Source organism: Arthrobacter crystallopoietes (genome assembly GCF_002849715.1).
Lineage (GTDB): Bacteria > Actinomycetota > Actinomycetes > Actinomycetales > Micrococcaceae > Crystallibacter > Crystallibacter crystallopoietes.
The window spans coordinates 4,232,425-4,252,089 of sequence record NZ_CP018863.1; the positions used below are offsets into that span (position 1 = coordinate 4,232,425).

The following is a 19,665-nucleotide window of genomic DNA, read 5'->3' on the forward strand; positions in this document are numbered from 1 at the left end:
AAAGGACCGCCCCTGTTACTAGCAGCAATTACTCAGTGTGGGATCAGAGTTCCGACGCGGGAACTCCGACTCCCAGAATGACCGGCTGCACCGGAGTCTTTTTCTCGGCATCAGGCTTGGCCCCAGCTTCTTCATGGCCCGCCGACGCATCGGCGCCGCCCGCTCCGGAGGCCGGCTGAACTGCCGGGGCCGCCTTCGCGGACTGCTCCATGCCGTCACGCTGCTCAATGGGGGCTTGATTCGCGGATCCCTGGGGGCTGCTTGCGGCACGACGACGGCGGCCGCGGCGCTCCGGCGGCGCCGTCACCTCAGGTTTTGCCTCCGGAGCCGGCGTCGGCGTCACCTCAGGCTTTCCCGCAGGTTCCGGTTGCGTTTCCGGCTCCGGCTCCGTGACGATCTCCGGGCTGACCTTGTTGAAGGCATCCGTCAGGCTCGCCAGCGTCAGGACCGGCTCTTCGCGGGCCGCTACCGGGCTGTGTTCGGCGCGGGGCAGCACAACCTTTTCGCCGTTGATGGTCAGGACCGGAGCCTCGGGGGTTGCAGCCGGTTCCGCCTTGCGGGCCGCCTCGTGTTCCTCGGCCTCATGGGCGGCGTGGGTTGCGGCGGCGATGGAGGCCAGTGCGGCACGGGCCGCCTGAGCCTTGGCTTGCCGCTCGGCGTCGTCCTCATGCTCCGGTTCCACAACATTGTCCGGCGTCGAGGGCGCAGCGCCCTGGTTGTTCTGGCTCTTGCTCCGGCGCTTTTCACTGCGGGACGGCTTCTCCGGCCGCCCCGGCTTTTCAGCGCGGACAAGGTGCTGGTGGTGCTCAGCAGCCACCGCGGCACGGCGGTGCTCCAGCGGTTCGTCGTGGGTGACCACGCCGCGGCCGCCGCAATGCTCGCAGTTCTCGCCGAAGACCTCCAGCAGCCCGGTGCCCATCCGCTTGCGGGTCATCTGGACCAGGCCCAGCGACGTCACTTCGGCTACCTGGTGCTTGGTCCGGTCCCGGCCCAGGCATTCGACCAGTCGGCGCAGCACCAGATCGCGGTTGGCCTCGAGCACCATGTCGATGAAGTCGATGACGATGATGCCGCCGATGTCGCGCAGGCGCAGCTGCCGGACTACCTCTTCGGCCGCCTCCAGGTTGTTCTTGGTGACGGTCTCTTCGAGGTTGCCGCCGGAGCCGGTGAACTTGCCGGTGTTGACGTCCACCACGGTCATGGCTTCGGTACGGTCGATGACCAGCGACCCGCCCGAGGGCAGGAAGACCTTGCGCTCGAGGGCCTTGTGGATCTGCTCGTCGATCCTGTTGGCCGCGAAGATGTCGTCCGCGCCGGTCCACTTCTCCAGCCTGTCCACGAGATCCGGTGCCACATAGGTCACGTAGGCCTCGATGGTGTCCCAGGCCTCTTCACCGGACACGATGAGCTTCGAGAAGTCCTCGTTGAAGACGTCGCGGACCACCTTGATGGTCAGGTCAGGCTCTGCGTAGAGCAGTTCCGGCGGCAGCGTCTTGTTGGAGGTCGACTTGCGTTCGATCCCTTCCCACTGCGCGCGAAGCCGGTTGATGTCGTTCATCAACTCTTCTTCGCTGGCGCCTTCGGCCGCGGTGCGGACAATGACGCCGGCGCCCTCGGGGACGTGTTCCTTCAGGATCTTCTTGAGTCGGTTGCGCTCCACGTCAGGCAGCTTCCGGGAGATGCCGGTCATGGAACCGCCGGGCACGTAGACGAGGAAGCGGCCGGGCAGCGAGATCTGGCTGGTCAGGCGGGCACCCTTGTGGCCTACCGGGTCCTTCGTGACCTGGACGAGCACCGAGTCGCCGGACTTCAGTGCGTTCTCGATCCGGCGGGGCTGGCCCTCCAGATGCGCGGCCTCCCAGTTGACCTCGCCGGCGTACAGCACGGCATTGCGGCCGCGCCCAATGTCAACGAACGCCGCTTCCATGCTCGGCAGCACGTTCTGGACCTTGCCAACGTAGACGTTGCCGATCAGGGAATCTTGCTGCGTCTTGGACACGAAATGCTCGGCCAGCACGCCGTCTTCAAGGACACCGATCTGGATCCTGTCATCGCGCTGGCGGACAATCATCTGGCGGTCCACGGATTCACGCCGGGCCAGGAACTCTGCCTCGGTGATGACCTGGCGCCGCCTGCCGGTTTCGCGCGATTCACGCCGGCGCTGCTTCTTGGCCTCAAGCCGGGTGGAGCCCTTCACCGAGGAGACGCGGTCGCTGGGCGGGGTCTCGCTGACCGGACGCGGAGCGCGTACGCGGGTCACCGTGTTGGGCGGATCATCGTCCTGGCCGCCGGTCAGCTCGAGGTCCTGGTCGCCGCGGCGCCGACGACGACGGCGGCGGGCAGTTACGCCGTCGCCGGACTCTGTAGCGGCTTCTTCGGCGCCTTCACCCTGGGTCTCCGTCTCGGTCTCGGTGCCGGTTTCGGCTGCGTCGGCACGGTTCCGGCCCTTGCTGCGGCGGTTCCGGCGGCTGCGGCGACGGCCGCTTTCTTCATCCTCGTCGGTCTCTTCCTCGGCGGCGGCCGGACGGACGGGGCGGACAGCGGTCAGGTCAGGCGCGTGGAAGAGGACCTGTACGGGCGATTCGGGGACAGCGAAGGGGCTCAGCACCGCTGGCTCGTTGGCCTCTTCCGCCTCTTCCCCTGCCGCGGCTGTATTCTCGGTGGCCTGGCCGGAAACCGGCTCTGCGGCAGACGGCTCTGCGGCAGACGGCTCTGTGCCAGACGGAGCTGGGGCCGACGTATCTGTGGGGGACGCATCCGGTCCGGCTGCGTCGGGGCTCTCCTGCGTGGCTTTCGGAGCCGCCGTTCGGCGTGCACGGGTGCGGGTGCTGCGCGTGGCGGGAACGGTGCTTCCAGAGGTATCCGCTTCGCCAGGCTCCGCTACAGTCCCGGACTCGGCGCCGGCGGCATCCGGTGCCGTTTCAACGGCGGCTTCCTGCGGGGCTGCGCTGTCCACGGCGACCTCCGGTGCTTCAGTCCGGGGCTGCGCCTTCCTGCGCTTGCGCGGGGCTTTCGCCACGGCCGCGTCTTCAGCCGGCTCTGCTGCCGAAGCTGTATCCTCGGCCACCATTGCGGGAGGTTCTGTCGGCATGGGCGGTACTGCGACGCCCGCTGCCGAACCTTCGTCGGCCGGTGCCGATGCCGTCTTGCGGGTCCGGCGCACGCGGGTCTTCGCCGGTGCTGCTTCTTCCCCGGCGCCCTGGCCGGCGGCTGCTTCGGCGGGCTGCGCTGCCATATCCGTAGCCGCAACGGCGGTTGCTGCGATGTCCTCCGTCGCGGCTGTCGACGGGGCCTCCGCCGTTTCCGCCGCGGGCTTGCGTCGGGCCCGGGTGGCCCGTTTGACCGGCGCCTTGGCCGTAGTTTCGGTTGCTTCTGGTGTTGCGATTGCGGCGGCGCTGTCCGTGCCCGCTGCTCCGGGAGTATCCGACTGTTCGGATGTTGCCGGGTTTACCTGTTCATTATCCATTTATTACTGCACTCCAGCCCCTGGAGGCACCGGCCACATTCCGGTACCGCCAAGGAAAGTAGCCGGTTATCCTTCGGGCCACGTGGCCACCCGTCACCGGAAGTCCTTGTCGTATCTCCCGAGCTCGCGCCATCTGTGGGGCGCGGTACACTCAGGGACCAGCGGCGCTTTTCCTACTACCGCATATATTCTCTTCATCGGTAGGGTCATCTGGCGGATTCCGCAGGGCCCATCCGGATGATGGGCTCCGATATCGGAAGCATCGCCGACAAACCTGGAAGCCTGTCGCTGGACCGGTAGTGGCATGTGGTTCCATTACCAGCCAAGAGCCATTCTCTCATATAGGCCCGGTTTTCGTTATCATTTGGCGCTTCTGCAGCGGATAGAATCGTCCCAGACATTCCCTGATGGAAGAGGAGCCCGGTGAACCACCATACGGCCCACGCCGAATCCGGCGCAGAAACCGTCCCGGCCGGACATCGTCCGGACAACGCCGTAGCGGTACATTTTCGGCACAAACCCTTCGCTTGGCTCCTGCTCGCCACCGGCGTCGTCGGTTGGATCGCTTCGGCCATCCTTGTCCTGGAGCGGCTGGCCGTCTACGTAGACCCGGGCCACGTCACCAGCTGCGACGTTAATCCGTGGGTCTCCTGCGGCGAAGTATTCAAAACGTGGCAGGCAGCAATCTTCGGGTTTCCGAATCCGTTCATCGGGATCGTGGCCTTTGCAGTGCCGATTACGACGGCGATGGCGATGCTCGCCGGCGCCCGGCTCCGCCGCTGGTACTGGATCGGACTGCAGGTCGGGGTGACGCTGGGTTTCATCTTCGTGGTCTGGCTGTGGAGCCAGGCGCTGTTCGACATCTTTATCCTGTGCATCTACTGCATAGTGGTCTGGGCCATGATGATCCCGATGTTCGTCATGGTGACCGTACGCAACCTGGTGCACGGGGCGATCAAGGCGCCGGCCGGTGTGGTCGCCTTCGCCAGCGACTGGGCGTGGACCCTGACGATCATCCTCTGGGTAGCCACTGCGGCGAGCGTTTTCATCCGCTTTATGAACGTGTTCCTCGGCGGTTGATGCCGGCGGCAGCGAGGTGCCGCTAACCCCCGTACGGCAAAGGCCGCGCACATCCGGCGAGGATGTACGCGGCCTTTGCCGATGCAGCCGGAGACCGGGCTGCGGGAGGTTCAGCTGAACCAGATGCCGATCTCGCGCTCGGCGGACTCCGGCGAATCCGAACCGTGCACAAGGTTCTGCTGGACCTTCAGGCCCCAGTCACGGCCGAGATCGCCGCGGATTGTCCCCGGTGCCGACGCCGTCGGTTCCGTTGATCCAGCCAACGAACGGAATCCCTCGATCACGCGCTGCCCTTCGAAGACGGCTGCCGCAATCGGCCCGCTGAGCATGAACTCCACCAGCGGCTCGTAGAACGGCTTGCCGACATGCTCGGCGTAGTGCTGCTCCAGCAGTTCACGGGTTGCGTTGACCAGTTTCAGCTCGACGAGCTTGTATCCCTTGGCTTCCACCCGGGCCAGGATGGTTCCGGTCAGCCCGCGGGTCACACCGTCCGGCTTGACCAGTACAAGAGTGCGTTCAACGCTCACGTTTTCTTCTCCTCAAATCGCTTCAGTTCTGGCTCGAGAGCCCGTTCAATCCTATGCGACGCCGCCGCCGGCTAGCTGTCTGCTGCCTCCGGCCCCGGCTGCGGCCTTTCTTCCGGGTGGGTTCGTTCCCATTCGGCTTGTTGGGCGTCGCGCTGGGCATTCTCCCGGTCCAGCCGCATCCCCGTCCGCACCCCGTACCACCAGGTCAGCGCGAACAGCACGCCGACGACGAACATCATCGGCTCGACGAATCCGGTAGCGATGATCAGCAGCTGCAGGATCCAGCCCAGGGCTATTCCGGCGGGCTTGCGGACCAGCGCGCAGCAGAACACCAGCACCAGGGCCAGGGCAATGCCGACGCTGAGAATCACCGGCTGCGGGAAGCGGTCCTTGTGCAGTCCGAAAGCCACGAGGGTCCCGAAGAACACGACGAAGGCCTCCAGCAGGAGCACCGTCGAGGCGAACATGACCTTGATGGAACGCCGCTTCTTCGGCATATCCGGACGCCATTCACGTTGTGCTTTTGTCAGTTTCGCCATGTGTTATTTCCCCAGCAGTATGCGTGCATCGGCGACCAAGGTGATGGACCCCGTGATCAGGACTCCGCCGGCGAGATCGTTCTGTGCTTCGGCCCGTTCCACTGCCCATTCGATCGCGTCGTCCAGCTTCTGGGCCACGTGGATGGAATCTTCGGCAAAGCCGGCGGCCATTGCATCCTCCGCCAACTGCTCAGCCGGGATGGCACGCGGCGAATTGGACGCCGTCACGCAGATCTCGTCCACCAGTTCGCCCAGGTGTTCCTTCAGCTGCTCAAGCAGGCCGATGGCGTCCTTTTCCTGCAGCACACCAACGATCGGCACCAGCCGCGAGAGGTTGAAGGCCTCTTTCACCGCGGCGGCCGTCGCGCGCATGCCGTCCGGGTTGTGGGCGGCATCGACAATCACGGTGGGCGCGGTCCGGACCACTTCGAGGCGGCCCGGCGAGGTGACCTGGCTGAACCCCTCGCGCAGCAGTTCGATGTTCAGCTCCTTCACACCGCCGCCCAGGAACGCCTCAAGGGCCGCCACGGCGACTGCAGCATTCTGCGCCTGGTGCGCCCCGTGCAGCGGCAACAGCAGGTCTTCGTAGCGTCCAGCCAGACCGGCGATGGTCAGCTGCTGGCCGCCGACGGCCATGAGCCGGGACTCGACGCCGAATTCGACTCCTTCGAACCGGAACGGCACGCCCACGTCCCGGGCTTTCTCCAGCAGCACCTGTGCCGCATCGGCCGGCTGGGCCGCGCTGACCAGGAAACTGCCCGGCTTGATGATCCCGGCTTTCTCCAACGCGATCTCTTCGGTGGTCTCCCCCAGCAGGTCTGTGTGGTCCAGCGAGATCGGCGTGATGACGGAAACCTGGCCATCGATCACGTTGGTGGCGTCCGTGATGCCACCAAGGCCCACTTCGATGACCGCCACCTCGACCGGTTCGTCCGCAAAAACGGCGATGGCCAGAATGGTGACGCACTCGAAGTAAGTCAGCCGCGGCTCGCTCGCAGCAGCCAGTTCGGTATCGACGATTTCGAGGTAGGGACGGATTTCATCCCAAATGCGCACGAAGGTCTCATCCTTGACCGGCTCGCCGTCTATGCTGATCCGCTCGGTCACCTTGGTCAGATGCGGGCTGGTGTAGCGCCCGGTCCGCAGACCATGGGCGCGCAGTCCCGCTTCGATAATCCGGGCCGTGGACGTCTTGCCGTTGGTGCCGGTCAGGTGGATGCTGGCGAATGCCTTGTTCGGCTCCCCCAGGATCTCCATCGCCCGGTAAAGGGGCTCCATCCGTGGCTCCATCTTGTTTTCCGGAGCACGGCTGAGCAGTTCTGCGTAGACACTCTCTACGCCGAATTCGTCGCTCATGATTTTCCCTCGACCTTCTCGACAGTGACATTCTGGCCGTTGTCCGAAGGCACCAGCACCAGCTCGACGGTCAGCGTTTCTTCGGAGACCAGCGACTCATGGGTGCCCAGGGCATCCAGCACCGCCTGTTCCGCGCTGACCGTGGTGCGGATCCTGTCGCTGACCACCAGATCGGCGTCCTTGCGGGCTTGCTGGATGGTACGGACAAAGTCGCGCGCCACGCCCTCGGCTTCCAAATCCGGAGTCACTTCGGTATTGAGCACCACGAAACCGCCGCCGGGCAGTACCGCGACCGAGGCAGATCCTCCGCCGGCGCTGTCCGTCACGACGGTTTCCAGCGTGTATTCCTGCGGCTGGAGTTCCAGTCCGCCGGCGGTGACCGCACCGGCGTCGTCCACGGACCAATCACCGGATTTGGACGCCTTGATGGCGGTCTGGACATCCTTGCCCAGCCGCGGGCCGGCGGCCCGGGCATTGACCACAAGCTTCTGCTCGATGCCGAACTCCTCGGGGGAAGCGGTACCGGCGTCGACCAGTCGGACGGACTTGATGTTCAGTTCGTCCTTGATGATGTCCTCGTATCCGCCGGCCAGCTCTTCGGCACCGGCGGCGACGACGGTCAGTTCGGACAGCGGCAACCGCACCCGCAGGTTCGCGGCCTTGCGCAGGCTGGAACCCGCGGAGCAGATGATCCGGGTGCTTTCCATCCGGGTGACCAGATCCTCCCTGGCGGGGAACATGCCGGCGTCGGGCCATTCGGCAAGGTGCACCGAGCGGCCTCCGGTGAGGCCGCGCCAGATTTCCTCCGTCACCAGGGGAAGGAGCGACGCCGCGGAACGGCACACCGCTTCGAGGCAGGTGAAGAGCACGTCGAATGCGTCCTGGTCCTCGTCGAAGAACCGCTGGCGGCTGCGTCGCACGTACCAGTTGGTCAGCGTGTCCAGGTACTCGCGCAGCGCGTCGCAGGCTCCGGAGACGTCGTAGCTGTCCAGGCTCTCCGTGATGGAGCGGATCAGGTCGCCGGTGTGGGCCAGGATGTACTGGTCCAGGGAGTCCAGGGACTCAATGCGGGCAGTGTCGCCGGCAACGGACTTCGCCTCGTAGCCTGCGCCGTTGTCCGCGGTGTTGGTGTAGAGCTTGAAGAAGTGCCATACGTTCCACAGCGGCAGGATGACCTGGCGGACACCGTCGCGAATGCCCTGTTCGGTGACGATGAGGTTGCCGCCGCGCAGGATCGGCGAGGACATCAGGAACCAGCGCATGGCGTCGGAGCCGTCGCGGTCCAGCACCTCGGAGACATCCGGGTAATTGTGCAGGCTCTTGGACATTTTCTGCCCGTCCGAACCGAGCACAATGCCGTGGCTGATCACGTTGCGGAACGCCGGCCGGTCGAAGAGTGCGGTAGCCAGGATGTGCAGCGTGTAAAACCAGCCGCGGGTCTGGCCAATGTACTCGACGATGAAGTCACCCGGATTGTGGTGCTCGAACCAGTCCTGGTTTTCGTGCGGGTAGTGGACCTGGGCGTACGGCATCGAACCCGAGTCGAACCAGACGTCCAGCACATCCTCCACGCGGCGCATGGTGGACTTGCCGGTGGGGTCGTCCGGATTGGGCCGGGTGAGTTCGTCGATGAACGGCCGGTGCAGGTCCGGCTCGCCCGCCTCGTTCAACGGCAGCCGGCCGAAGTCGGCTTCAATCTCGGCCAGCGAACCGTAGACATCCTGGCGCGGGTAGTCCGGGTTGTCCGATTCCCAGACCGGAATGGGGCTGCCCCAGTACCGGTTGCGGCTGATGGACCAGTCGCGGGCGTTTTCCAGCCACTTGCCGAACTGTCCGTCCTTGACGTTGTCCGGGATCCAGTTGATCTGCTGGTTCAGCTCGACCATCCGGTCCTTGATCTTGGTGACCTCGACGTACCAGGACGAGATGGCGCGGTAGATCAGCGGGTTGCGGCAGCGCCAGCAGTGCGGGTAGCTGTGCTCGAAGCTGGCCTGGCGGACCAGCCGGCCCTGGGCCTTGAGGACGCGGGTGATCGGCTTGTTGGCCTCGAAGACCTGCAGCCCGGCGATCTCAGAGAGCGGGCCCTCGCTGAAGTAGGGCAGGAACTTGGCGCCTTCGTCCACGGAAACGATGACGGGGATGCCGTGGGCTTCGCAGACCCTCTGGTCATCTTCACCGTAGGCCGGAGCCTGGTGCACCAAACCGGTACCGTCCGTGGTGGTCACGTAGTCCGCCACGACGAAGCGCCAGGACGTCCCGGTGCCCCACTTTTCGGCGTCTGTGTAGTAATCCCACAGCGGTTCGTACTGCAGGCCATCCAGCTGGGTGCCGGTGTAGGTGGCGGTGACAGCGTCGGCAGCGGCAGCGCCGTCGTCGTACCCCAGGTCCTTGGCGTAGCTGCCCAGCAGGTCCTGCGCGATGAGGAACTTATCCCCCGCGGCGGTGCTGCCGTTGGGGCCGACGGGGACCACGGCGTAGATGATTTCAGGCCCGACGGCGAGGGCCTGGTTGGTGGGCAGGGTCCAGGGCGTAGTGGTCCAGGCCAGGGCGTTGACGCCGGCCAGCTCGCGGCCGAGCGCGCTGTCACCCGCGACGATCGGGAAGGTCACGGTGACCGTCTGGTCCTGGCGGTTCTTGTAGACGTCGTCGTCCATGCGGAGCTCATGGTTGGACAGCGGCGTCTCGTCCTTCCAGCAGTAGGGCAGCACACGGTAGCCGCTGTAGGTCAAGCCCTTTTCGTGCAGCTGCTTGAACGCCCAGATGACGGACTCCATGTATTCCACATTGAGAGTCTTGTAGTCGTTCTCGAAGTCCACCCAGCGGGCCTGGCGGGTCACGTAGGCCTGCCATTCGCTGGCATACTTCATCACCGAGGTGCGGCAGGCATCGTTGAACTTGTCGATGCCCATGGTTTCGATCTGCTGCTTGTCGGTCATGCCGAGCTGCTTCATGGCCTCCAGCTCGGCGGGCAGGCCGTGCGTGTCCCAGCCGAACCGGCGTTCAACCCGCTTGCCGCGCTGGGTCTGGTACCGGCCGACAATGTCCTTGACATAGCCGGTCAGCAGGTGGCCGTAGTGCGGCAGGCCGTTGGCAAAGGGCGGGCCGTCGTAGAAGACGAATTCGTTGGCGCCGTTTTCGCCGGCGTCGCGCTGGTCGATCGAGGCCTGGAAGGTGCCGTCTTCTTTCCAGTACTTGAGCACCAGTTCCTCGATCTCCGGGAATTTCGGGGAACTCTGGGCAGCGGCTGCGCCGGCGGTGGTGGCCTTGGGATAAATCTGGGGCATATTCGTCATCCTGGAAAGACAGCTAGCAAGCGTGGACACTTCCTGCGAGGACGTGCTCTGAACCAAGCAGCCGTGCCAGTTGTCTCAACTAGCCCGGCGGCCGGGAGCGGAACCCGCGGTACCACCTCACTTGCTGACCTCCCCGGGCTCCTCGCGGAACCTGGAGGGACAGCCCCTCATTCACTGCTGTGACGGGCTTACCCGTCCGGTTCTACTGGGCGCCGCACCGGTTGGCGGGCACTTTTCTTCCGGAAGCTCACCGGTGATGGCCGGGTCCAAGCTGTTGCCTTCCAGTTTAGATGGCTGCGGCCTCCAATGTCGAAACATCGGCGGCCTGGTGTCGGGTTCAGCGCCGGATCAGCTTGTGTGCCGCTGCCTGCGCGACCGGCCGGATGACTATTTGGTCCAGATTGACGTGATGCGGCAGATTCAGCGAATAGGCGACGACGTCGGCTACATCAGCGGCGACAAGCGGCTTGTCCACGCCCTGGTAGACCTTGTCCGCCGCGGCCCGGTCCCCGCCGAGCCGGTTGAGCGAGAACTCCTCGGTGCGGACCAGACCCGGGGCGATCTCGATCACGCGCACGTTGTGTTCTGCTTCTTCGAGCCGCAGGGTGTTCGCCATCGAATGCTCTGCGAACTTGGCCGCCACGTATCCGCCGCCGTTTTCGTAGGCCGCCAGTCCCGCCGTCGACGTCAGCAGCAGCACGGAACCTTCCCCGTTCTCGCGCAGGGCCGGGAGGAATCCCTGGATCATGCGCAGCGTACCGAGGACGTTAACGTTGTACATCTGCTCCCAGTCGGCCAGCTTGGCGTCAAGCATCGAATCCGCACCGAAGGCGCCACCGGCGATATTGACCAGCGCATCGACACTGCCGGTTGCCAGCACATTCTTGACCAGTCGGTCCACGGAGGCAGCATCGGTAATGTCGGCGGCATAAGCGGTGGCCCCGGTTTCGGCGGCCAGGTCTTCGAGCCGCTCCGCTCTGCGCGCAACAGCGATCACGTCCCAGCCACTGGCACACAGCGCCCTTACTGATGCCTCGCCGATGCCTGAACTTGCCCCGGTTACTACTGCACGTTTGGTCACAGGACCAGCGTAAGCATGTCAGGAGCGCAATTTCGCTATTAAGTACTCGTTTAACACAGCCGCTTGGTTGTGCTCCTTGTCCTTGGCGCCGAAGAGCAAGGTCATCCGGTCATGTTTTCCGGCAGCGTCGATCAGGACTTGGACAGCATCTGACTGCCGTAGCTCCTTGCGGTAGGCCTGGGCAAAATCATCGAATTTCTCCGGATCGTGGCCGAACTCTTTGCGGAGCCCGTCGGAGGGACCGACGTCTTTGAGCCATAGGTCGATGTGCGCGTCTTCCTTCTTGATGCCCCGGGGCCACAGCCGGTCCACCAGCACGCGGTATCCGTCCGCTGGTTCGGCTTCTTCGTAGATGCGTTTGATCCGGATGCTTCCCATAGCCGCATGCTACGCCGGACAGCGCCCTCCCGGCAGGAGCCTACCGGCAGGGGCCGGACCGCGGATATGAATCCGTTCGCGCGGTCATGGGAGAATGACCCCATGGCTGAACATGAACCGGGCACAGACACGCCCGCAACCGTAAACGTCCCCGACAAGCCGGCCCTCGAGGGCCTCGAGGCTGTCCTCACCCAGCGGTGGCGCGAGGAAGGAACCTACAAGTTCAATCCGGACACCACCCGGGAACAGGTCTACTCGATCGACACTCCCCCGCCGACCGCGTCGGGTTCGCTGCATGTGGGCCACATGTTCTCCTACACGCAGACCGACGTTCTGGCCCGCTTCCAGCGCATGCAGGGCAAGAACGTTTTCTATCCGATGGGCTGGGATGACAATGGCCTGCCCACCGAACGCCGCGTGCAGAATTTCTACGGTGTCCGCTGCGACCCGTCCGTGCCGTACAACCCCGATTACCAGCCACCGGCCAAGCCCGCAAAGAACCAGCGTGATTTCGACGTCGTGTCCCGGCGGAACTTCATCGAGCTCTGCGAGGAGCTGGCCGTCGAGGACGAAAAGGTCTTCGAAAACCTCTTCAGCACGCTCGGCCTGTCCGTCGACTGGGAACTGACCTACCGGACCATCGACGATGTTTCCCGCGCCGTCTCCCAGCGCGCCTTCCTGGCGAATCTGACCGCCGGCGACGCCTATATGGCCGAAGCTCCGACGCTGTGGGACGTCACGTTCCGCACTGCGGTTGCCCAGGCGGAACTCGAAGACCGGGACATGCCCGGTGCATACTACCGTTACGCCTTCGAAACGCCGGCCGGCGAAAAGATCCACATCGAAACCACCCGGCCCGAGCTGCTGGCCGCTTGCGTGGCCCTCGTTCCCCATCCGGACGACGAGCGCTACCAGCCGCTGTTCGGCACGAAGGTGAAATCCCCGTTGTTCGGCGTCGAAGTAGAGGTCAAGGCCCACCCGCTGGCCAAGCCGGACAAGGGCGCCGGCATTGCCATGGTCTGTACTTTCGGCGATCTCACCGACGTCACCTGGTGGCGTGAACTGCAGTTGCCTACCCGGGCCATTGTCGGACGGGACGGCCGCATCGCCGCCGAAACTCCGGAATGGATCACTTCTGACGAGGGCAAGGCCAATTACGCCGAGATCGCCGGCAAGACTGTCTTCTCCGCCAAGGAGAAAGTCGTCGAACTGTTGGGCGCTGCCGGAGAACTGGACGGCGAGCCGAAGAAGATGTCCCATCCGGTCAACTTCTACGAAAAGGGCGACAAGCCGCTCGAGGTCGTCACGTCCCGCCAGTGGTACATCCGCAACGGCGGACGCGACGCCGAACGCCGGGAACGGCTGATCGGCCGTGGCCGGGACATCGAGTTCCATCCGGCCTTCATGCGCTCCCGCTACGAAAACTGGATCGAAGGCCTCAACGGTGACTGGCTGGTCTCCCGCCAGCGTTTCTTCGGCGTTCCGATCCCGGTCTGGTACCCCTTGGACTCCGCGGGGAATCCGGATTACGACAATCCGGTGCTGCCCGCGGACGAGATGCTGCCGGTGGATCCCGCCGCGGAACCAGCCCCGGGTTACGACGAATCACAGCGCGACGTTCCCGGCGGCTTTACCGGAGACGCCGATGTATTGGACACCTGGGCCACGTCCTCGCTGACGCCTCAGATCGTAGGCAAGTGGAGCCGCGACGAAGAGTTCTTCGGCAAGGTCTTTCCGTTCGACCTGCGTCCGCAGGGCCATGACATCATCCGCACCTGGCTCTTCTCCACAGCAGTGCGCGCGGACGCGCTCAATAACTGCGCACCGTGGAAGCATGCCGCAATCTCCGGCTGGATCCTGGACCCGGACCGCAAGAAGATGTCCAAGTCCAAGGGCAACGTCGTGGTTCCTACGGATGTCCTTGAGCAGTTTGGCGCCGATGCGGTGCGCTATTGGGCCGCTTCGGCCAAGCTGGGTGCGGACACGGCCTACGAAATCGCGCAGATGAAGATCGGCCGCAGGCTGGCCATCAAGCTGCTCAACGCCTCCAAGTTTGTGCTGAATCTGGGGGCCACCGAAACGTCGATCATTTCCTCCGATGCATCTGTGATCACCAACCCGCTGGACAAGTCGCTGCTGGGCCAACTGTCCGATGTGGTCGAGCAGGCTACCGCGGCATTCGAGAAGTACGACTACGCCCGGGCGCTCCAGATCAGCGAGAGCTTCTTCTGGTCCTTCACCGACGACTATGTCGAGCTCATCAAGGACCGTGCCTACGGCGGTGCCGGTGAAGCGGAGCAGGCAAGTGTGCTGGCGACGCTGGCCACAACCCTGGACGCCCTGCTGCGACTCTTCGCACCCTTCCTGCCGTTCGCCACTGAGGAAGTGTGGGGATGGTGGCGCGCCGGCTCCGTCCACCGCACCGAATGGCCGACGACGGCGGCGCTGTCCGGTATCGCCGTGGACGCCGACAAGGATTTGCTCGGCACAGTCGGCCTGGCGCTCGGCGGCATCCGCAAAGCAAAGTCCGAGGCCAAGGTCAAGCAGCGTACCGAGGTCGTGACTGCGTTGATCAGCGGATCCGCGAAGCAGGTGGCACAGCTTGAAGCCGGTCTGGGCGATCTGAAGGCGGCAGGCAACGCCAACGAGCTGAAGCTCACGGAAGCGGACGGTGAATTAACAGTCTCCGGCGTCGAACTCGCCCCAGCTGAAGAGCCCGGCGTAACCAGCCATTAACGAGGGGAAGCCCCATCAGCGTTTAGCCGTTGGTGGGGCTTCGACTCGATGATTCATATAGTGACATTCAGAATCTCCCGAACTCCGCAGAACTCCAGGTCTTCCAAGCCTTGTCACTGGCTGGCAGTTGGTGGAACTGAGTCCATTCAACTTGTCTCTGAATCTTTGGTGTTCGTTCCCGCATCTTTTGGGGGATGCGTATAAATATTTATACTCCCCTGCAAGCCGACACGCCAGAGTTTGCGAAATTTTTTCCGCTAAATCTCCAGCGTGTCGTTGCCTTAGTTGAACTCGGGACTGGTCGTGCGGGAGCGCTTGATCTCGTAGAAGTACGGGAATTCCGCCAGCGCGACTGCGCCATCGAAGATCCGCCCGGCCGTATCTCCGCGGGGAATCCGGGTCAGTACCGGTCCGAAGAAGGCGGTTCCGTTGAAAGCGACTACCGGGGTTCCGACTTCGTCGCCTACCAGGCTGATGCCTTCCTCATGGCTGGCACGCAACTCCTCGTCATACTCGTCGGAAGTGGCGAATCCTGCCAGATCCGCCGGCAGGCCCACTTCCGCCAGCGATGCCGCTATGACAGATTCGATGTCCTTGTTGCCTTCATTGTGGATACGCGTTCCCATGGCGTCGTACAGCCGCTTAACGTAGTCGGCACCGTGCAGTTCCCGGGCGGCAATGATGACGCGGACCGGACCCCAGGCAGTTTTCAGGAATTCCTTGTAGTTCTCGGGCAACTCATCCCTGCCATCGTTCAGTACTGCCAGGCTCATGACGTGCCAGTCCACTTTAACCTCACGGACCTTTTCCACCTCAAGCATCCAGCGTGAGGTGATCCATGCGAACGGGCATGCCGGGTCGAACCAGAAATCAACGGTCGATGGTGAGTTGTTTTCGGACATACTCAGAACTCCTTATTGTGGAAACAGTTGTGGTACTAAAATGCCCAACCCGGAATCAGGCGGATTTGTTCCGGCGCAGGGCAGCAACGTCCTGCGGGATCAGGATGGGGTAGCCTTCGCCCCTGATGACGTCGCCGGTAATGACCACGGAAGCGATATCCTGCCGGCTCGGTATCTCGAACATCACCGGCTGCAGCGCTTCCTCGACAATGGCCCGCAGTCCGCGGGCACCTGTCCCCCGTTCGAGCGCGAGTTCCGCTACCGTTTCGAGGGCCTCCGGCTCGAACGAAAGTTCCACACCGTCGAGTTGGAACATCTTCTGGTACTGCTTGATCAGTGCGTTCTTCGGCTCTGTCAGGATCTGCATCAACGCCGGACGGTCCAGTTTCGATACCGTGGTGATCACCGGCAGGCGTCCGATGAATTCCGGTATCAGCCCGAACTTGAGCAAATCCTCCGGCATGACCTGTCCTTGGCTGTCCCCGTCCGTCGAAACCTCGCGCAGTGCGGCGCCAAAGCCGACTCCCTTGCCTCCGGACCTGCCGTCAACGATTTCCTCGAGTCCGGCGAAGGCGCCTGCCACGATAAAGAGCACGTTGGTCGTATCGATCTGGATGGCTTCTTGCTGCGATTGTTTCTTGCCGCCCTGCGGCGGAACGGAGGCTACGGTCCCCTCGAGGATCTTCAGCAGCGCTTGCTGGACACCTTCACCGGAAACGTCGCGGGTGATGGAAGGGTTCTCGCTCTTGCGCGAGATCTTGTCGATCTCGTCAATGTAGATGATCCCCTGCTCGGCCTTCTTGACATCGTAGTCAGCGGCCTGCAGAAGCTTGAGCAGAATGTTCTCGACGTCTTCGCCAACGTAGCCGGCCTCGGTCAGGGCCGTCGCATCGGCTATCGCGAACGGAACGTTGAGCCTGCGTGCCAAGGTCTGCGCGAGAAAAGTCTTGCCGCAGCCCGTGGGACCCACCAGCAGGATATTGGATTTGCCAACCTCGACGTCGGCCAGTGGGCCGATGTCGGCGGAATCAGGAGAAGCTTCGGATACCGGAGCCGGCTGGGTACGTTTGTAGTGGTTGTAGACCGCAACAGCCAGGGCGCGCTTGGCAGGCTCTTGCCCGATGACGTATTCCTGCAGGAACTCGAAGATCTCCCGCGGTTTGGGTAGTTCGAAGGCGGCAGGCTCGGCTGCTACCGAAAATTCTTCCGCAAGCATCTCGTTGCACAGCTCGATGCATTCGTCACAGATGTAGACCCCGTGGCCCGCGACCAGCTTTCGGACCTGTTTCTGGCTTTTGGCGCAGAAAGAGCATTTGAGCAGGTCGCCGTTTCCACCAATGCGGGCCATATTCCGTCCTCTACCTGGTCGTCTGTCTGGATTGTGCGGCGCCCGTTCCGGTCAGGCGGACTTGTTCCGTCGCTTGGCAACCACGTCGTGGGAAATGAGGGAGGGCTCCCCCTTGCCGTTCACCACATCGGCGGTAATCACCACGGAAGCGATGTCTTCGCGGCTGGGCAGGTCGAACATCACCGGCTGCAGAGCTTCCTCGACAATGGCCCGTAGTCCACGGGCACCTGTCCCCCGTTCCAGCGCAAGCTGGGCGACGGCCTCCAGGGCCTCCGGTTCGAAGGAGAGTTCAACACCGTCCAGTTGGAACATTTTCTGATACTGCTTAATCAGTGCATTCTTGGGTTCGGTGAGGATCTGGATCAGCGCGGTACGGTCAAGGTTCGACACCGTAGTGATCACCGGCAGCCGGCCGATGAATTCGGGGATCAAGCCGAACTTCAGCAAGTCTTCCGGCATGACTTCGCCGTAACTGTCAGCGTCCTTGCTGGCGTCGCTCAACGGGGCGCCGAACCCGATGCCCTTGCGTCCGGCGCGTGAACCGATGATTTCCTCCAGCCCGGCGAAGGCTCCGGCCACAATGAACAGCACATTGGTGGTGTCAATCTGGATGAATTCCTGATGCGGGTGCTTCCGGCCGCCCTGGGGAGGCACGGAGGCTACGGTTCCCTCAAGGATTTTCAGCAGTGCCTGCTGGACACCTTCACCGGAAACGTCGCGGGTGATGGAGGGGTTCTCGCTCTTGCGTGAGATCTTGTCGATCTCGTCAATGTAGATGATGCCCTGCTCGGCCTTCTTGACGTCATAGTCAGCGGCTTGGATGAGCTTGAGCAGAATGTTCTCGACGTCTTCCCCGACGTAGCCGGCTTCGGTCAAGGCAGTTGCATCTGCGACGGCAAAGGGAACGTTGAGCCGGCGTGCCAGCGTTTGGGCCAGATAGGTCTTGCCGCAACCGGTAGGACCGATCAGCAGAATGTTGGACTTGCCGACCTCAACGTCATCCAGCGGACTGGTGTCCGCGAGGTTCGCTGAGCTCTTGGGCGCGTGCCCCGACTGGATGCGCTTGTAGTGGTTGTAAACGGCAACAGCCAGTGCCCGCTTTGCCGGTTCCTGTCCGATAACGTATTCCTGCAGGAAATCGAATATTTCACGCGGCTTGGGCAGCTCGAAGGAACCGAGGTCCGAGACCTCGGAGAGCTCCTCTTCGATGATCTCGTTGCAGAGCTCAATGCATTCGTCACAGATATAGACGCCGGGGCCAGCGATCAGCTTCCGGACTTGTTTCTGGCTTTTGCCGCAGAAGGAGCACTTGAGCAGGTCAGCGCTCTCACCAATGCGAGCCATATTCAGTCCCCTTACTTGGTCCTACTGGAATCGGTCAACGCCCGGGAGCGGCGTGCGGAGCTCCCATGCTCAGACGAATGAAGGCGGCTGACTAGCTTCCACTCTAAATCACTTGGCTGACAGTTTCAGTAACCACAGAGCCCGTGGTGCCATGTTAAGCACCACGGGCTCGGTGGATCAGCAATGAAATTGCCGGTACACAATCATTAGGCCTTGTTGATGGCCGGCTTGTGGATCTTGCGCGAATCGAGGACCTGATCGATCAGGCCGTAGGACAGTGCGTCCTCGGCCGTCAGGATCTTGTCACGCTCGATGTCAACGTTGACCTGGTCCGAGGTCCTGCCGCTGTGCAGCGCCAGTGTGTCTTCGAGCCAGGTGCGCATACGCATGACCTCGGCTGCCTGGATCTCCAGGTCAGAAGCCTGCCCGCGCTCACCGCCGCCGAGTGCCGGCTGATGGATCAGCACCCGCGCGTTCGGCAACGCCAGGCGCTTGCCCGGGGTACCAGCAGCCAGCAGCACGGCGGCCGCACTGGCCGCTTGTCCGAGGCACACGGTCTGGATCTCGGGACGGATGTACTGCATGGTGTCGTAGATTGCCGTCATCGCGGTGAAGGAGCCGCCGGGCGAGTTGATGTACAGCGTGATGTCGCGGTCCGGATCCGTGGATTCCAGGACCAGCAGCTGCGCCATGACGTCGTCTGCCGAGGCATCGTCCACCTGCACACCGAGGAAGATGATCCGGTCCTCGAAGAGCTTGGTGTAGGGGTCCTGGCGCTTGAAGCCGTAAGGCGTGCGCTCCTCGAACTGCGGCAGCACGTAGCGGCTGGTCGGAAGGTTGGCTGCGTGGCCGCCGGCAGCGGCAGCAAAATTGTGGTTCATCGTGATTCTCCTGCTTCTAATGATCGTAGGGCCGTGTCGCAGAACCTGCGATCATGAATCCTGTGAAGTTCCGCCGCCGCCGGTAACGCCGCCGGCGTGGGCCGAGATCTTGTCGAAGAAGCCGTACTCGAGGCCTTCCTCGGCGGTAAACCACTTGTCGCGGTCATTGTCCTTGAGGATCTGGTCCACGCTCTGCCCGGTCTGCTCCGCGGTCAGCTCCGCCATGACCCGCTTCATGTGCAGAATCAGCTCGGCCTGGATCTTGATGTCGGACGCGGTACCGCCGATGCCGCCGGAGGGCTGGTGCATCAGGATGCGCGCGTGCGGAGTGGCGTAGCGCTTGCCCTTCGTTCCCGAGGACAGCAGGAACTGGCCCATGGAAGCTGCCAGGCCGGTGGCGACCGTGACGACATCGTTCGGAATGAACTGGATGGTGTCATAAATGGCCATGCCTGCCGTCACCGAGCCGCCGGGCGAGTTGATGTAGAGGTAGATGTCCTTGTCAGGATCCTCGGCCGAAAGCAGCAGCAGCTGGGAACAGATGGCATTGGCGTTCTCGTCCCGCACTTCCGAGCCAAGCCAGATAATGCGTTCCTTCAGCAGGCGGTTGTAGATGTAGTCTTCCCGGGTGGCCGGGTCGACGGTGGCCATCTTCGGAGTGGTTGATTCACTGGACATTCTGAAATACCTCTCGCTTGTCCCCACAGGCTGCACCGGTGGCCGGTGCAGTCCCC

14 protein-coding genes are annotated in these 19,665 nt (G+C 63.3%); 2 read left to right on the forward strand and 12 right to left on the reverse strand.

Annotated features, from left to right (window positions below):
* Positions 1–43: 43 nt before the first annotated feature.
* Positions 44–3,466 carry an Rne/Rng family ribonuclease gene (locus AC20117_RS19495; RefSeq protein ID WP_083339849.1) on the reverse strand — a complete coding sequence of 1,141 codons (3,423 nt, stop codon included), beginning with the start codon at positions 3,464–3,466 and terminating at the stop codon, positions 44–46.
* A gap of 423 nt (positions 3,467–3,889) precedes the next feature.
* Here AC20117_RS19495 and AC20117_RS19500 point away from each other — a divergent pair, with 423 nt between their 5' ends.
* Positions 3,890–4,546, forward strand: a complete 657-nt coding sequence (locus tag AC20117_RS19500; protein ID WP_083339848.1) for a vitamin K epoxide reductase family protein — start codon at positions 3,890–3,892, stop codon at positions 4,544–4,546.
* A 110-nt stretch (positions 4,547–4,656) separates the two neighbouring features.
* Here the strand turns inward: AC20117_RS19500 and ndk are convergent, their stop codons facing one another.
* From ndk to AC20117_RS19530, 6 genes are all read right to left on the reverse strand, one after another.
* Positions 4,657–5,073, reverse strand: coding sequence for a nucleoside-diphosphate kinase (gene ndk, locus AC20117_RS19505; RefSeq protein ID WP_074702153.1), 417 nt, complete (start codon positions 5,071–5,073; stop codon positions 4,657–4,659).
* Between the two features lie 71 nt (positions 5,074–5,144).
* The gene (locus AC20117_RS19510) at positions 5,145–5,612 is read right to left on the reverse strand and encodes a DUF4233 domain-containing protein (protein WP_074702151.1); all 468 of its coding nucleotides are present in this window, start codon (positions 5,610–5,612) and stop codon (positions 5,145–5,147) included.
* 3 nt (positions 5,613–5,615) lie between these two features.
* Positions 5,616–6,968 carry a bifunctional folylpolyglutamate synthase/dihydrofolate synthase gene (locus AC20117_RS19515; RefSeq protein WP_074702150.1) on the reverse strand — a complete coding sequence of 451 codons (1,353 nt, stop codon included), beginning with the start codon at positions 6,966–6,968 and terminating at the stop codon, positions 5,616–5,618.
* Positions 6,965–10,252: an isoleucine--tRNA ligase gene (gene ileS / locus AC20117_RS19520; protein WP_418202229.1), complete on the reverse strand. Its 3,288-nt coding sequence runs from the start codon at positions 10,250–10,252 to the stop codon at positions 6,965–6,967. Before ileS ends, AC20117_RS19515 begins: the two co-directional genes overlap by 4 nt.
* A gap of 346 nt (positions 10,253–10,598) precedes the next feature.
* Positions 10,599–11,342, reverse strand: coding sequence for an SDR family oxidoreductase (locus tag AC20117_RS19525; protein ID WP_074702147.1), 744 nt, complete (start codon positions 11,340–11,342; stop codon positions 10,599–10,601).
* A gap of 18 nt (positions 11,343–11,360) precedes the next feature.
* A complete protein-coding gene (locus AC20117_RS19530) occupies positions 11,361–11,720 on the reverse strand; it encodes a DUF488 domain-containing protein (RefSeq protein ID WP_170837966.1) in 360 nt (119 codons plus the stop codon).
* Between the two features lie 102 nt (positions 11,721–11,822).
* On the opposite strand from AC20117_RS19530, the gene valS reads away from it, so the two are divergent.
* Positions 11,823–14,456 carry a valine--tRNA ligase gene (gene valS / locus AC20117_RS19535; RefSeq protein ID WP_101632757.1) on the forward strand — a complete coding sequence of 878 codons (2,634 nt, stop codon included), beginning with the start codon at positions 11,823–11,825 and terminating at the stop codon, positions 14,454–14,456.
* A 281-nt stretch (positions 14,457–14,737) separates the two neighbouring features.
* On the opposite strand, the gene AC20117_RS19540 is transcribed toward valS, so the two are convergent.
* From AC20117_RS19540 to AC20117_RS19560, 5 genes are all read right to left on the reverse strand, one after another.
* A complete protein-coding gene (locus AC20117_RS19540; protein ID WP_074702146.1) occupies positions 14,738–15,358 on the reverse strand; it encodes a mycothiol-dependent nitroreductase Rv2466c family protein in 621 nt (206 codons plus the stop codon).
* Between the two features lie 55 nt (positions 15,359–15,413).
* Positions 15,414–16,706, reverse strand: coding sequence for an ATP-dependent Clp protease ATP-binding subunit ClpX (gene clpX, locus AC20117_RS19545; RefSeq protein ID WP_074702144.1), 1,293 nt, complete (start codon positions 16,704–16,706; stop codon positions 15,414–15,416).
* Between the two features lie 51 nt (positions 16,707–16,757).
* Positions 16,758–18,050, reverse strand: coding sequence for an ATP-dependent Clp protease ATP-binding subunit ClpX (gene clpX, locus AC20117_RS19550; RefSeq protein ID WP_074702142.1), 1,293 nt, complete (start codon positions 18,048–18,050; stop codon positions 16,758–16,760).
* A 206-nt stretch (positions 18,051–18,256) separates the two neighbouring features.
* On the reverse strand, positions 18,257–18,931 hold the full coding sequence (locus AC20117_RS19555) for an ATP-dependent Clp protease proteolytic subunit (protein ID WP_074702141.1): 675 nt from the start codon (positions 18,929–18,931) through the stop codon (positions 18,257–18,259).
* Positions 18,932–18,982: 51 nt separating this feature from the next.
* The gene (locus AC20117_RS19560; RefSeq protein WP_074703386.1) at positions 18,983–19,582 is read right to left on the reverse strand and encodes an ATP-dependent Clp protease proteolytic subunit; all 600 of its coding nucleotides are present in this window, start codon (positions 19,580–19,582) and stop codon (positions 18,983–18,985) included.
* Positions 19,583–19,665: the final 83 nt, after the last annotated feature.

Coding starts and splice junctions, on each gene's coding strand:
- AC20117_RS19555 (WP_074702141.1), bottom strand. CDS start 18,931: ATGAACCACAATTTTGCTGCCGCTGCCGGCGGCCACGCAGCCAACCTT.
- valS (WP_101632757.1), top strand. CDS start 11,823: ATGGCTGAACATGAACCGGGCACAGACACGCCCGCAACCGTAAACGTC.
- AC20117_RS19540 (WP_074702146.1), bottom strand. CDS start 15,358: ATGTCCGAAAACAACTCACCATCGACCGTTGATTTCTGGTTCGACCCG.
- ileS (WP_418202229.1), bottom strand. CDS start 10,252: ATGCCCCAGATTTATCCCAAGGCCACCACCGCCGGCGCAGCCGCTGCC.
- clpX (WP_074702142.1), bottom strand. CDS start 18,050: ATGGCTCGCATTGGTGAGAGCGCTGACCTGCTCAAGTGCTCCTTCTGC.
- clpX (WP_074702144.1), bottom strand. CDS start 16,706: ATGGCCCGCATTGGTGGAAACGGCGACCTGCTCAAATGCTCTTTCTGC.
- AC20117_RS19515 (WP_074702150.1), bottom strand. CDS start 6,968: ATGAGCGACGAATTCGGCGTAGAGAGTGTCTACGCAGAACTGCTCAGC.
- AC20117_RS19495 (WP_083339849.1), bottom strand. CDS start 3,466: ATGGATAATGAACAGGTAAACCCGGCAACATCCGAACAGTCGGATACT.
- AC20117_RS19530 (WP_170837966.1), bottom strand. CDS start 11,720: ATGGGAAGCATCCGGATCAAACGCATCTACGAAGAAGCCGAACCAGCG.
- AC20117_RS19560 (WP_074703386.1), bottom strand. CDS start 19,582: ATGGCCACCGTCGACCCGGCCACCCGGGAAGACTACATCTACAACCGC.
- AC20117_RS19510 (WP_074702151.1), bottom strand. CDS start 5,612: ATGGCGAAACTGACAAAAGCACAACGTGAATGGCGTCCGGATATGCCG.